Here is a 12,890-nt window from a genome sequence, read left to right as displayed (position 1 = left end):
GCGGTGTCTCGTACAACGACGGCACGGTCCACGACCTGGTCAGCGACGCTGCCCTGGTGACGCGGCATGTTGTGACGCTGTCGGCGCTGCAGCCGTCCACCACCTACGAGCTGACCGTGTCCTCGACCGACCCCGCTGGCAACGGGCCGACCTTGGGGTCGCCCATAAGCGTAACCACCGAGGCCACGCCAGACGTGCAGCCGCCGGCGCTGAACCTGATCACGGTTACCGACATCACGGCCACCAGCGCACGCGTGCTGTGGGAAACCGACGAGCTTGCGACAAGCGCGGTGGCCTACGGGCCCGTGTCCGGGGTGCTGGATAACAACCGGGGCAAAGCCACGCTCACAACCTCACATGACATCCTCTTGACGGGGCTCGAAGCCGGCCAGACGTACTACTTCACGGTGCTCTCCACCGATATCGCGGCCAACACGGCGATCGGCGGCGAGCTCAGCTTTGACACCACCGCAGCGTGTAAGCCCCCGCAGGTGACCTGCAGCCTCGATTGCGCAAACCCTCGCCGCAGTGGTTGCCGCACTGGGAGGCTCAGGGCGCGTTTCGCTGCAACGAGCAGCTGCCAGCCGTCCGGAGTTGTGCCGCAGGCCCAGTTGCGCTGCGGCGACCTGATCATCGACGTAGCCGAAGACGAGGTCGTGCGCTTCCGTCCCCGCTGGCGGGGACGGCGTCCCCGCCAGCGGGGACGTTGCCGTGTGCGCTACAGGCGGCGCTCCACGGTCATTAGGGGACCCTCGCTCACGCTTGAGGTCCATGCCACGGACTCGGCCGGCAACACGGCCACCTGCAGCGCCAGCCCGGGCACAAGCAGCCCCTGAAAGAGAGGCCCGCGCCCGAAACCCGGGACGGACTTCGGGTCGCAGGTACTAGTCAGTGTCGGCACCGAGTTTCCGACGCAATGAGAAAGACACCTCAGCATACCATTCATTCACCGCGCGCCGCGGCCGTCCAGCCAGGCACGATGGATGTGGCGTTCGCTTGCCTCGACGAAACGCTCAACGGTTGTCTCGCCCGCGTCCGCGACCAAGACGGGCATGCCAGCCCCTCGACCAGAGCCATCCCCGCATCGTGATGCACAGACTGAAGCGCCACACTGCCTGTCGTGGCAGTGGATCGTATCACGCCCCGGATCTTACAAGTCGGCGATTACTCGAACACAGCCTGCAGCGACGGCGCCGTCAACAAGCGCTCGGCCCATGCATCCAGCTGTTCTGCGCTCGCGCCATGAAGCTGCTCCAGCACGGACTCGGGCAACTCGCCAAAACGCAGCGTGAGCTGCCGTGCCATAAGCTTGGCCATACCCTCTTTTTGAAACTGCTTTAGGGCTCTGTTCTTGCCCTCTTGTCGCAGCCGGGCTGCAGCTGTCATCCCAAACACGTCCTGCAGCGACGTGGCGGTGACTACGCGCTCCGCCCAGGTATAGAGCTCATCAAAGCTTGCGTTTTCGATTCGCTCCGGCACGGACTCGGTCCCGGCTTGACCGTGGGCTCCAGCTGCGAGCCGCCCCCGCCGCACCCGCCTGGATATCCCCAAGCCTCAAGGCGGGTCAGGTCGCCCGGCGCCCCACGGCGGCAAGCGGGCTTTACTCTGGCCCGATGTGGGAAAGACTTCTTTGCTTTCGTCGAGAGTTAGGCAAGGATCCTTTATTAGACGGACATGGGAAGAGCTACAGGCAGATACGAGCGCATAACCGCGAGCGGTGAGGAGGTTGCCGCCTTCGTACCTCACCCGTTGCCGCCAGCGGAGCCGCCGCTTGCCCTCGACGAGGCAACGCGCGCGCTGCTTCAGCGTGCGGAGCAGGGACTGGCTCGCCTCGAGCTTGCCGGTGAGATGCTCCCGTCGATCGAGTGGTTCATCTACGCCTTCGTCCGCAAAGAGGCCGTCGTGTCCTCGCAGATCGAGGGGACCCAGTGCACGCTCATCGACCTTTTAACTTTCGAGGCCGAAGCAACGCTCGAGGCCGCCACCGACGCCGACGTGCAGGAAGTCTGCAACTACCTGGACGCACTCGCCTACGCCAGAGATCAGCTCGCCTCGGACAAAGGCCTGCCGATCTCCATGCGGCTGTTGAACGAGACGCACGCATTGCTGATGCGCGGCGTCCGTGGCGCGGACAAACAACCAGGAGAAATCCGGCGGAGCCAGAACTGGATCGGGGGCACGCGCCCTGGCAACGCGGCGTTCGTGCCTCCGCCTCCGCAGCTCCTCGGAGAGGTGCTCGGGCCGTTCGAAAAGTACATCCATGCCGAGAGCGACTTGCACCCGATCGTCCGCGCCGGCCTGCTGCACGTCCAGTTCGAAACGATCCATCCCTACCTCGACGGCAACGGCCGGATCGGCCGCCTGCTGGTGACGCTCCTTCTCGAGCATTACGGAGTGCTGTCTTCACCGCTTCTCTACCTCAGTCTGTTCTTCAAGCGGCATCAAAGCGAGTATTACCGCCGCCTCTCCGCGGTGCGCACCGATGGTGACTGGGAAGCTTGGACGGCATTCTTTGCCGAGGGCGTGGCGACCATTGCGGACGAGGCGACGACTGCGGCGCGCGAGATCTTTGCACTCGTCAACCACGATAGGCAGCGCGTGCTGGATGCCCGTTCGAGCACGGTCATGGCGGCACGACTGTTCGAGCAGCTACCCGAGCACCCCATTGTCACGATCGCCAAGGTGACGACCCTCCTCGATACGACCAAGCCCACCGCAAACAAGGCGGTGACCGCGCTGGTGGACGCCGGTGTGCTCGTCGAAACCACGGGCCGCAAACGAGATCGCACGTTCTCTTACAAGGCCTATCTCGACCTCTTGCGAACCGGGACCGAGCTCGAGGGGCGGCGCGCATGACCATCTATACGATCGGTCACTCGAACCGATCGCTCGACCACTTCGCCGATCTTCTCCGGCAGCACGACATCGCCACGCTCGTCGACGTCCGTTCGCGGCCGTACTCGAAGTACGTCCCGCATTTTACAAAGCAGCCCTTGAGCCAGGCGCTCTCGGCTCAGGGTTTCCGGTACGTGTTCCTCGGGGACAAGCTGGGCGGGAAGCTCGGCGACGAGTACCGGGATGCGCAGGGAAACATCGATTATCGGCGGCGTGCCGTCGACCCTGACTTCATCGTAGGAATCGACAAGCTCATTGCGATTGCCGAGGCCAACCCAACCGCGTTCATGTGCGCCGAGGAAGATCCGCGCCGTTGCCACCGTCGCCTGCTCGTAACCCCCGCACTGGTCGAGCGCAACGTCGAGGTGATGCACATCCGCGGCGACGGGGATATGGACACCGAAGCAGAGCTACGCCAAGAGTCTCCGCAGATGTCGCTGTTTTGAGGGGAAAAGTCGCCGCCCAGTGACAGGGTCACGTGCTCGGGGAACTTTTGCAGAACGTACCTGACTGGCCTTGACATGCAAGTCTGCGCTTGCATATAAAAAGGCACGTAGGCTTGCCAGACGTCATGGACGACATTTGTCGCGCCATCGCCGACCCAACAAGAAGAGCAATTCTCGACGAGTTGGTGCAGCGGCAGGGCCAGTCGCTGTTTGAGCTGTGCAGCCGGCTAACGATGAAACATGGCATCAGCTCAACGCGGCAGGCCATATCTCAGCACCTCGACGTGTTGGAGGCTGCTGGCCTGGTGCACACGGAGCGGGATGGCAGGTCCAAGCTCCACTGGTTTGACGGGAGGCTGTTGCAGGCCATCACCAGACGATGGCCCGCAGCCAAGAAGGGAAAGAGGCGATGAGAATCAACGTGACGAGCGTGTTTGTGCGCGATCAGCAGAAGGCTCTGCAGTTCTATACCGATGTCCTGGGCTTCAAGAAGAAAACGGAGGTGCCGGTGGGTGACCACTTTTGGTTGACCGTCGTGTCACCAGAGGAACCGAATGGGACTGAACTCCTGTTGGAGCCAGACAACCATCCAGCCGTGAAGCCATACAGGGATGCGCTGGTGCAAGACGGCATTCCGGCTACATCGTTTGCTGTCGATGACGTGGAGGCGGAGCACGAGCGTCTCACGGCCAAGGGCGTACGATTCGTTCAGGCACCGACCGACCTGGGAACTATTGTGACGGCGGTGTTCGATGACACGTGTGGCAATCTGATCCAGATTGCGAAGGAGAAGTAGGACCCGGTCGGTAACACATGCCTCAGCCTCCTGCCGCAAGCTTGCGACAAGTGGCGGCTCGATGCGTCAGAGACCGAGTTAGGGTGGCCACGGTCGGGTGGGTGATTCCCTGTGCCTGGAGCTCGCGTTCGATCCGTTTAAGACACTCGGGCACACTCGATGCGAGCTCCTCGATGCGCCCGAGCAAGCCCTCCGGCTCGGTTGCCTCCAATTTCACTCTTGCCTCCAATTTCACTCCGGTTGCGGGCGGACGATGCGGGGCTGGCGACCCGGCACGGACCCTCGTAAACTGTACTCGTGACATCGACGGCCAGAAGGATCCTAAACGAGGCCCTTGCCCTCCGTCAGGAGGAGCGGGAGGAGTTGGTCGGTGCTTTGAGTAACAGCCTTGAGCCGATCGAGCTGAGCCCGGAGTGGGAGGCCGAGATCGCTCGTCGGGTCCGCAAGATCGAGACTGGCGAAGCCGTCCTCCAGGACGCCGAGGATCACCTCCGGAAGCTGCAGGCAAAGTACAGCGGCTGATGTCCTGGCCGCGGATTCTCGACGAGGCGGCCGAGGAGTTGGAGGCCGCTGCTGCCTACTTGGAGGCTGAACGACCCGGCTACGCTCGGGTGTTCCTGCAGGCATACGAAGAGAAGCTCCGCCAACTTGTTCGCTTCCCCGAAAGTGGGCCCTTGATCAAGAATGCCCCGACCGGTTGTAAGCTGCGCTCCTTTTTGATTCGGAGGTTCCGGTACACGGTCATCGCGGGCGTGGTCGACCGCGTCGCTACGATCGTCGCCGTGGCCCATACCAGTCGTTCACCGGCTACATCCACGAGAGGGGCGCGTCAACCTCGTCTACCGATTCCTGTCCGAGGACACCCCACCACTGAAGGTGCGATTGAAGGTCGAGATCAACTCGTGCGAGCACTGTTCAGGCCCCAGTCAGTCAACTGACAACATGCGGCTGTCTGACGGCATGCGGCTACTTAATAACATCGTAGAGCGAGATCATGCCGGCGGCGATATGGTCGTGGACATGGCAGTGGAACATCCATCTGCCGGGGTTGTCCATCAGTAGATCGGTGGTGTGCATGCTGGCGGGCAGGAGCTCGACGACGTCGACGCGGTGGCCACGGTGCAGCGCGGTGTGGCCGTGCCAGTGCGCGGTGTGCAGGTCGACCTCGGTGCCCACGGCCAGCAGGTACCAGCGCACGTGCTCCCCTTGGCGCAACGTTAGCTCCGGCCCGTTGCCCCACACGTAGCCATTGATGGTGTGCATCAGGTTGCTTTCGACGAACGCGTCGTCGGCCATGAGCACGGCCGGATCCCTGGCTTTGGTGTAGGTCCGGATATTGTCTTCGATGAAGTGACTAGCGTTCTCGTCGTGCACGGTGAACAGCGAGATGACCTCACGATCCACATCGGAGGGCGTGCCGTCCTGTCGCGCAGCGCCGGAGCCGGTTACGACGATAGCGCCTGCAAGCCCCGCATTGATATCGGCTACCGTATCGACGTGCGAGTGGTACAGCCACACCACGGAGCTCGTGTCGCGAGGGCCGGGTCCTGCGCTTTCGGGCACCTCCCATTCGTAGGTGAAGGTGTCGCCCGGCATCACGATATCATCCGCACGCTGCGCGGTCTTTGTTTTGTCCGAATAGCGCGCGCCCTCGCCGCCCTTGTCGTAGAAGACCCCATGCGGATGCATCGAGTAAGGGATCGTGCCGTTGTTGCGAAACACCACACTCAGGGTGTCGCCCACAGCGGCGTGAAGCACCGGTCCGAGGATGCCGCGGTACTCGTCCTTGTCCTCTCGCGGCGCGAGCGTGTCGAACGCATCGCTCGTATACTCGCGGTACACGGCTTTCTTGTAGCGGCTGCCAATGCGGTCATCGGACTGGCCAGCGAACACGTTCTCATCGGCGCCGAAGGGCTTGCCTCTGATTACGTTCATCCCCAGAGGCGCGTAGTCCCACTCGATCTCGTCGGCGGCGATGTAGTAGGTCCGCGTCACGCCGGATCCCACCGGGTCGCTGGCAACAAAGCAACCTTCCAGAACAGCCAGGGCGGCCACGCCGGCAAGGGGGAATACTGCGGTAGATCTCATAGCTTGTGCTCTCGCTTTCTCGCTTTGGATAGGTAGGTGGCCCGCACTCTAGTTAAATGAAAACGAAAGTCAACATCATTTTCAAATTGGCTCCTCCGTTTCTCGCGGCCATCCGTTGGCTGACGTTGTGCGTCGTGACGTCGAGCTGCGCGCACCTGCGGGGAGCGCCAACCTGCCGCGGCACAGGCCCACAACCCGGCGACAGCGCGGCGCTGGCCGGGCGGCTGGCCGGCAAGGGCTTGGTCGGCCGGATGCACGGCGTCGTGCCGAGCCGCCGGCTGTACGTGTTCACGTACCGCAAGCCCTGCGATTTCTTCGCGTACGCCGACTTCCCTCTCGTGGCAGCAAACGCTGCTGTTGGCACGCAGCTTGCTTCGCTCAAGCGCCACGACAAGGTGCGGCTCTTCGGCAGCTTCGTACGCCACCGTGCACCGCAGCGCCACATCCGGCTCACGGCCGTCAAGGTCGTCGAGCGCCATCGTTCCAGCGAACCACGCCCGGCGAGCTACACCTATCGGACGCGGCTTCCCGAGGACCTTGACGGCAAGCAGACGCTCGTCGGCAAGGTCCACGCCCTGGCAGAAGCAGGGCGCGTGCTGGTCTTGGAGTGGCAAGACGCCATCGTCCCGGTCCATGTCCGCGACCGGCGCCTTACCTCGCATCTGTATCGCAACGACAAGGTACGGCTGCGAGTGCGGCTCGCAAAACACCCGCGGCGACCGCGTCACCTCGAGCTAGAAGGCTCCGCCCCGGCCGCGGTCGAGGTCATCGAGTCCATCAAGCAGGGGCACGGCGAGCCGGTCACGCTGACCGGGCCGCTGGTCATGTTCCCCGAAAGCCCTCAAATCATCTTCGACATCTACGCGCTTCACACCTCCGATGCGGACGGAGTCACGCGCGACTACACGCTGTTGAGCTCCAAGGACGCGTCGATCTTCAAGGCCATCCGCAGCAAGCTCGCGCGCAGCTGGTCGGCGCACCGCCGCTACAGCGAAAACGCGCGCAACAAGCTCATCAACCGGCGGCTGCTGGTCACGGCAAAGGGCACCCTCAACGTCGTTTCCCGTTCACAGGCAAACCCGCAGATTCTGCTCGAATCCGCCGACGACGTCGAGGTCCGGTTCACGGGGAAACCTGGCGAGTAGCACCGACCGCAGCCTCTCGTCTTGGCGCCCGCCAGCACCCTCTCGTTGATGGCGAACAGAGCTCGGGCGAGCTTGCCTCGGTCGTCGAGCACCAATTCGCGCCGCCAGGCATCGAGGTCTTCTGTGGCAACGGTTTCGTCGAAGCGGGCGAGCAGACCGAGGCGCCGGATCAAGATATGGGATCTTCGATCGCTGGTGGCGCTTGCGCGCTGCTTGGCCGACGCGGGCCAGCTTGGCTAGCTGATTCCGTAGTCCTTCATCTTGTAGAGCAAGGCGCGGTGGCTGATCTCCAGCAGTTTCGCCGCCGCGGTACGGTTGCCGCCGGTCTTTTCGAGGGCGCGCCGGATCAAGGTTTGCTCGATTCTGCGGCTGGCGCGCTTGATGGAAAGATCCCCGCGGCCAACGGCCACCGCCACGGGGTCCTCGGGCTCGCGCAGGCGCTCGGGCAGGTCTTCCAGCGTGAGCAGGTCGCTGTCGGATAGTACCGCCGCGCGTTCGATCAGGTTTTCGAGCTCCCGCACGTTGCCGGGCCAGGGGTGGCCCATCAGCAGCTTGCGGGCCTTGGGGTGTATCCCCCGAATCTGCGTGCCCAGTCGAGCGTTGCTGCGCTCGAGGAAGTGCTCCATCAGCAGGGGGATGTCCTCCGGGCGTTCGCGCAGCGGCGGCACGTTGATCTGCAGCACGTTGAGTCGGTAGTACAGGTCCTCGCGAAAGCGTCCCGCTTCGACCTCGCGCCGCAGATCGCGTACCGTGGCCGCCACCACGCGCACGTCCACTGTGCGGTCGCGCGTGTCGCCCAGCCTGCGGACGCTCCCTTCCTGCAGGGTGCGTAGCAGCTTCACCTGCAAGCCGAGCGGCAGCTCACCAAGCTCGTCGAGAAAGAGCGTGCCCGCGTGGGCCTGCTCGAACAAGCCCGGCTTGTCGCTGGTGGCGTCGGTGAACGAGCCGCGCCTGTGGCCGAAAAGCTCGCTTTCCATCAAGGTTTCAGGGATGGCGCCGCAGTTGACGGCAACGAAGGGCTTCGCTGACCGAGCGCTCAGCTGATGCACGGCGCGCGCCACGAGCTCCTTGCCCGTGCCGCTCTCGCCCTGGATCAACACGGTGGTCTTGTGGGCGGCCACCTTGCGGACGGCGCGAAACACCACCTGCATGGCCTTGCTGCGCGCCAGCATGTCCGCGAACCCATGCTCGCGCCGGGCCGCTTCCCTGAGCGCGCGGTTCTCGCGCCGCAGCGTCTCGCGCTCCTCGGCCTTGCGCAGCACGAAAAGCACCTCGTCCTGCTTGAAGGGCTTGGCCACGTAGTCGTAGGCGCCTGCTTTCATCGCTTCGATGGCCAGGTCGACCGACCCGTAGGCGCTCATGACGACCACGCTCGCGCTCGAGCTGCGCGCCCTGAGCTCTGCGCACAGCTCGATTCCGCTCATCCCCGGCATCCGCACGTCAGCGAGCACGAAGTCGGGGCCGAAGCCATCCACCAGCGTAAGGGCCTGCTTGGCGTCTGCCGCGGTCTCCACCTCGTAGCCGTGCTTGCGCAGCAGCGTCTGCAACACCAGACGCAGGTTCACCTCGTCGTCGACTACCAGTACCCGTCGCACGTGTTTTCCGCGGGCTCCCGGGGGTGCCCGCCGTGCAGAATCTGCAGGTCAGCGGGCCCCGGGCCCCGCAATAACTATCGGGCGGCCTCGGCGAATCTTCAAGTGGACTCGGTGCCGCTACTGTGCCGCTACAAGACCCCAAGGACCCGCGCCGTTCGTAGGCCGAGGCGGGTGCAGCGCCCACAGCCACCCAGGTTGGCTCGATCGGCAACGTGATTGGTCGCGCGCGGCTCGACGCGAAGCGCGGCTGGCTCCAGGGCGCTTCGAATCAGCAGGGCGCTTCGGGGTCGACAGGGCGCTTCGGGGTCGACAGGGCGCTTCGAATTAGCAGGGCGCTTCGAATTAGCAGGGCGCTTCGGGATCGGTGCTGGATTGCAATGCGGCGCGGTTCTGGTCTAGTGTTTGCATGGTTTGACGGTTACCCGTGTCGACCCGAGCCTGTGCGACACCGAAAGCCGATGGACCATCGATCGTACGGGGCAGGAGTGTTTCAAGCATCGGACCGAGAGCCGAATCTCACAGGACGCTTCCCTTTTTTCTGTCTAGAATGTTGCCAGCGATGATCGTGTCGATGTACGCCAGATCGACGCCGCCGCCAGCTCGGAGAGTTGCCCATGGTTGATTTACCATGGCCCCGCGGTGCTGGGAGCTGCTCCCGTCGGTCGCAGCAGCACCGGTCATGCGCCTCACGGGGGCCGGGCCGGTCTGGTCACGGCGTCCGCCAGGCTGCTGCTCCGCTCGAGGTTGCGTTCCGTGCGAGTCTGTTCGAGTCTGTTCGAGGAGGATGAACACATGAGAGCCAAGCACACGACGTTGCTGGTGGATGCAACGGCGGGGGGCAACCAGCAGCTGTTCAGCCACGCCTTGCCAGCGTGCCCGTGCAGCAGCCGTTTTGGCCGGGCTGCCGTCCTCGGCCTCGCGCTTGCGCTGTTTGCCTTGATGGCCAGCGGATGCCTGCAGCGCAGGCTCAAACCGCTCAATCCGTGCCTCGTCAGCGGCGTGGTCGAACGCATCCAGGTCGTCAATGTCGACAAGGTCGACATCCTGTTCATGGTCGACAACTCGGGGTCCATGAAAGAGGAGCAAGCCAACCTCGCCAAGGAGTTCCCCAAGCTCGTACAGGTGCTGACAAGCGGCTACCTGAGCGGCATGCCTACCGGCGCCCCCCAGGATTTTCCACCAGTGCCAAACCTTCACCTCGGGGTGGTTTCGAGTGACATGGGCCTGGTCGGCGTGCCCAACATCCCGAGCTGCGGAAGCTCGGTCATGCGTCCCTTCGGAGACGACGGAGTATTGATCCAAGACACACGCGATCCGGCCATGAAGCCAGGCTGCCAGATGGCCTATCCTCCGGGGTGGATCCAGTACCAGAAGCCCATCAACGACCCGTTCCAGGCTGCCACCGACTTCGGCTGCCTGGCGACCCTCGGCACCGGGGGCTGCGGCTTCGAGCAGCAGCTCGAGGCCGTGCTCAAGGCGCTGACGCCGCCTTCGGCGGGCCCGATGTTCGTGGCGGACCATACGGGCGCTGGGGCCTTGGGGCACGGGGGCCTGCCTGGCGACCCGACGCCGGGCAGGAACGCCGGCTTTTTGCGTCCGGACTCGCTGCTCACCGTGGTCATGGTCACCGACGAAGAGGACTGCTCGTCGCACAATCTCGACCATTTCAAGCTCTCGTCGGACCTACCGCCGGGTCACCCCGTGCTCACCAACATCATGGCCATGGATCCCAACCTGGTGGACGAGCTCAACCTGCGCTGCTTCTTCAACAAGCAGAACCTTCATCCGATCGATCGCTACGTTCAAGGGCTCAAGAACCTGCGGCCTGGTCAAGAAAAGCTCGTGATTTTCGCGGCCATCGTGGGGGTGCCGAAGAACGCCGTGGATGCGGGCACACGCTTGATGTTCAACAACCTGCTGACCCCGCAGGATCGCGCCAACTACTACCAGAACCTCTATAACCACCCCTTGATGCAGGAGATGATCGACCCGACCAGCCTGGCGACTCCTCCGGCGGAGCTGCGCCCGTCATGCAACGACCCCCTGCTCGGCAAGGCCCAACCGCCGATCCGCATCGTGCAGGTCGCCGAGCAGTTCGGCCGAAACGGCGTGGTCCAATCCATCTGCCAAGACGACTTTGGCCCGGCCCTCGACGCCATCATTCAGGTCATTTCGGACGTGCTGAACGATGTCTGTCTGCCGCGCAGGCTCAACCGCGACGTCGACGGCCTCGTGGCCTGCGACGTGGTGTGGGAGCTGCCAGCGCCCCAGACCCCCGGCTTGGCCCCGGACGCGATCACCCGCTGCGATCAAGCCCCCTACCTGAGCCCGCCCCCCCCGGGCCGGAGCCCGGTCACCGAAAGGGGTGGAAATCGCTGTGTGGTGCAACAGGTGCCCGTTCGGATGGGCGTGGTCGATCCCACCGTGCAGGGCTGGCACTACGACGATTTTTCGCTCGAAGTCCAGATGAACTGCCCCACGAATCCGCAACGGATCGTGTTCCCCATGGGGGTCAAGCCCCCCAACGGCACCACCGTGCGTCTCGAGTGCCTGAGCGAGATCCAGGGCCTTTCGGGTGCGATCACGAGCCGCTTCACCCAAGGGCAGGTGGAGATCGGCGGCCCCTGCCTCCAAGGCGCCGACCCACCCTGTATCCCCGGGGCGGCTTCCGGCCCTCAGCTGTGCTGTCACAACGCCTCCTCCACGTGGGCCATCGGCTGCCAGAGCCAGGCCGACTGCCCGCCCGGCTGGGTCTGCGACCAGAGCCCCATCACCCTCATGGCAGCCGGCGCCCCCGTCTGCACCAACCCCACCTGCAGCGGCAGGTAGCCGACCGTCGGACTGCCGCCCAGCCTACCGGCCCGCGGAATCATCTTGACGGTATTCTCTACTCTTCGCGCCAGTGTGTAGCCCGCCGTGCCCGGAGCGGGCACAGCCAAGGGCACCTCGGGGGCACCTCGGGCGGCGCGTTGACAACCCCCTTGGCCCGTGTTTCAAACGCTGACTCCCGGCCGGCCATGGCAGTACGATGCGCAATGTGATCTTCGCCCAGCTCGTTACGCTCAGGAGCATGGACGCGGCAGCCGCGCCTTCGGCCGAGCTCGATCCAGTCCAGCTGGTCCTGAATGCTTCGTTCGTGGTCATGGCGGTGATGGTGATACTGGCTGCAATGTCCGTGGTGTGCTGGTTCATCATCGGCGCCAAGCTGGTTCGGCTCTCGCAGGCCACCAACCAGAGCCTGCGTTTTCTCGACCAGTTCTGGGACTCGGACCTTGGCTACGGCTGGGATGCCAAGCGGCTCGAAGGGGTTTACGCGAGCCTATCTCGGGTCAAGCGGGCCCCGCTCGCCATGGTGTTTCGAGCCGGCTACGTCGAGCTGGCTCGCATCTTGTCGGGGGCGCGTCCGGGGCCGGACGGCCAGGCTCGCATGGCCGGGGGCGACATCTACAGCGTCGAGCGAGCCCTGCGACGAGCTTCGGCGAGCGAGGTCACCAGCCTCGAGACCGCTGTCCCATTCCTCGCGACGACCGGTTCCACCGCGCCCTTCGTGGGGCTCTTCGGAACGGTCTGGGGCATCATGAACTCGTTCATCTCGATCGCGGCGCAGCAAAACGCGAGCTTGGACGTGGTGGCGCCCGGAATCGCCGAGGCACTGATCGCAACGGCCATCGGCTTGGCTGCAGCCATTCCGGCGGTCATGGGGTACAACTACTTTGTGCGGCGCATCCACGTACTGCAGAGCGAGATGGAAGCCTTCTCGAGCGACTACCTCAACATCGTGCGCCGCCACTTCCTGATGGAATAGGCCGCAAAGGGCGGAGCGTGGGATTCACGACCGGCGGCAAGGGTCCGATGAGCGAGATCAACGTCACACCGTTGGTGGACGTGATGCTCGTGCTGTTGATCATCTTCATGGTGAGCGCTC

The 12,890-nt window shown here is 64.1% G+C and carries 14 protein-coding genes; 10 read left to right on the top strand and 4 right to left on the bottom strand.

From position 1 onward, the window contains the following. Nucleotides 1-836: fibronectin type III domain-containing protein (locus MJD61_10065; protein MCG8555614.1), on the top strand; the 836-nt coding region annotated here is incomplete at its 5' end. A 328-nt stretch (nucleotides 837-1,164) separates the two neighbouring features. Here MJD61_10065 and MJD61_10060 read toward each other — a convergent pair. After that, nucleotides 1,165-1,479 (bottom strand): DUF4351 domain-containing protein, encoded by a 315-nt coding sequence (locus MJD61_10060; GenBank protein MCG8555613.1) that lies wholly within the window; start codon nucleotides 1,477-1,479, stop codon nucleotides 1,165-1,167. Between the two features lie 195 nt (nucleotides 1,480-1,674). On the opposite strand from MJD61_10060, the gene MJD61_10055 reads away from it, so the two are divergent. From MJD61_10055 to MJD61_10040, 4 genes are all read left to right on the top strand, one after another. Then, a complete protein-coding gene (locus MJD61_10055; protein ID MCG8555612.1) occupies nucleotides 1,675-2,856 on the top strand; it encodes a Fic family protein in 1,182 nt (393 codons plus the stop codon). After that, on the top strand, nucleotides 2,853-3,341 hold the full coding sequence (locus MJD61_10050; GenBank protein ID MCG8555611.1) for a DUF488 domain-containing protein: 489 nt from the start codon (nucleotides 2,853-2,855) through the stop codon (nucleotides 3,339-3,341). The genes MJD61_10055 and MJD61_10050 overlap by 4 nt, the downstream gene beginning before the upstream one ends. Nucleotides 3,342-3,466: 125 nt before the next feature. Continuing rightward, nucleotides 3,467-3,754 (top strand): helix-turn-helix domain-containing protein, encoded by a 288-nt coding sequence (locus MJD61_10045; protein ID MCG8555610.1) that lies wholly within the window; start codon nucleotides 3,467-3,469, stop codon nucleotides 3,752-3,754. Further along, nucleotides 3,751-4,137 carry a VOC family protein gene (locus MJD61_10040; protein ID MCG8555609.1) on the top strand — a complete coding sequence of 129 codons (387 nt, stop codon included), beginning with the start codon at nucleotides 3,751-3,753 and terminating at the stop codon, nucleotides 4,135-4,137. Before MJD61_10045 ends, MJD61_10040 begins: the two co-directional genes overlap by 4 nt. A gap of 22 nt (nucleotides 4,138-4,159) precedes the next feature. On the opposite strand, the gene MJD61_10035 is transcribed toward MJD61_10040, so the two are convergent. Next, nucleotides 4,160-4,354, bottom strand: coding sequence for a hypothetical protein (locus MJD61_10035; GenBank protein MCG8555608.1), 195 nt, complete (start codon nucleotides 4,352-4,354; stop codon nucleotides 4,160-4,162). A gap of 80 nt (nucleotides 4,355-4,434) precedes the next feature. Here MJD61_10035 and MJD61_10030 point away from each other — a divergent pair, with 80 nt between their 5' ends. Continuing rightward, nucleotides 4,435-4,659, top strand: a complete 225-nt coding sequence (locus MJD61_10030) for an addiction module protein (GenBank protein ID MCG8555607.1) — start codon at nucleotides 4,435-4,437, stop codon at nucleotides 4,657-4,659. Between the two features lie 444 nt (nucleotides 4,660-5,103). Here the strand turns inward: MJD61_10030 and MJD61_10025 are convergent, their stop codons facing one another. After that, nucleotides 5,104-6,225, bottom strand: a complete 1,122-nt coding sequence (locus MJD61_10025; GenBank protein MCG8555606.1) for a multicopper oxidase domain-containing protein — start codon at nucleotides 6,223-6,225, stop codon at nucleotides 5,104-5,106. 56 nt (nucleotides 6,226-6,281) lie between these two features. On the opposite strand from MJD61_10025, the gene MJD61_10020 reads away from it, so the two are divergent. Then, entirely contained in the window at nucleotides 6,282-7,370 is a 1,089-nt protein-coding gene (locus tag MJD61_10020) for a hypothetical protein (protein MCG8555605.1), read from the top strand. A 236-nt stretch (nucleotides 7,371-7,606) separates the two neighbouring features. On the opposite strand, the gene MJD61_10015 is transcribed toward MJD61_10020, so the two are convergent. Then, the gene (locus MJD61_10015) at nucleotides 7,607-8,965 is read right to left on the bottom strand and encodes a sigma-54 dependent transcriptional regulator (GenBank protein MCG8555604.1); all 1,359 of its coding nucleotides are present in this window, start codon (nucleotides 8,963-8,965) and stop codon (nucleotides 7,607-7,609) included. A 792-nt stretch (nucleotides 8,966-9,757) separates the two neighbouring features. On the opposite strand from MJD61_10015, the gene MJD61_10010 reads away from it, so the two are divergent. The 3 genes from MJD61_10010 to MJD61_10000 all read left to right on the top strand — a co-directional run. Further along, nucleotides 9,758-11,794 carry a VWA domain-containing protein gene (locus tag MJD61_10010; GenBank protein ID MCG8555603.1) on the top strand — a complete coding sequence of 679 codons (2,037 nt, stop codon included), beginning with the start codon at nucleotides 9,758-9,760 and terminating at the stop codon, nucleotides 11,792-11,794. Nucleotides 11,795-11,993: 199 nt separating this feature from the next. Beyond that, a complete protein-coding gene (tolQ, locus tag MJD61_10005) occupies nucleotides 11,994-12,770 on the top strand; it encodes a protein TolQ (protein ID MCG8555602.1) in 777 nt (258 codons plus the stop codon). Between the two features lie 47 nt (nucleotides 12,771-12,817). Beyond that, nucleotides 12,818-12,890 (top strand): biopolymer transporter ExbD (locus MJD61_10000; GenBank protein ID MCG8555601.1); only part of this gene is annotated, 73 nt, incomplete at its 3' end.

Source organism: Pseudomonadota bacterium (assembly GCA_022361155.1).
In the GTDB taxonomy this organism is placed as follows: domain Bacteria; phylum Myxococcota_A; class Polyangia; order Polyangiales; family JAKSBK01; genus JAKSBK01.
This window is presented reverse-complemented; position numbering and strand designations above follow the sequence as displayed.

Excerpts from the sequence above, each read along its gene's own strand:
- MJD61_10055 (MCG8555612.1), top strand. The coding sequence starts at position 1,675 with ATGGGAAGAGCTACAGGCAGATACGAGCGCATAACCGCGAGCGGTGAG.
- MJD61_10050 (MCG8555611.1), top strand. The coding sequence starts at position 2,853 with ATGACCATCTATACGATCGGTCACTCGAACCGATCGCTCGACCACTTC.
- MJD61_10020 (MCG8555605.1), top strand. The coding sequence starts at position 6,282 with ATGAAAACGAAAGTCAACATCATTTTCAAATTGGCTCCTCCGTTTCTC.
- MJD61_10045 (MCG8555610.1), top strand. The coding sequence starts at position 3,467 with ATGGACGACATTTGTCGCGCCATCGCCGACCCAACAAGAAGAGCAATT.
- tolQ (MCG8555602.1), top strand. The coding sequence starts at position 11,994 with ATGCGCAATGTGATCTTCGCCCAGCTCGTTACGCTCAGGAGCATGGAC.
- MJD61_10025 (MCG8555606.1), bottom strand. The coding sequence starts at position 6,225 with ATGAGATCTACCGCAGTATTCCCCCTTGCCGGCGTGGCCGCCCTGGCT.
- MJD61_10010 (MCG8555603.1), top strand. The coding sequence starts at position 9,758 with ATGAGAGCCAAGCACACGACGTTGCTGGTGGATGCAACGGCGGGGGGC.
- MJD61_10040 (MCG8555609.1), top strand. The coding sequence starts at position 3,751 with ATGAGAATCAACGTGACGAGCGTGTTTGTGCGCGATCAGCAGAAGGCT.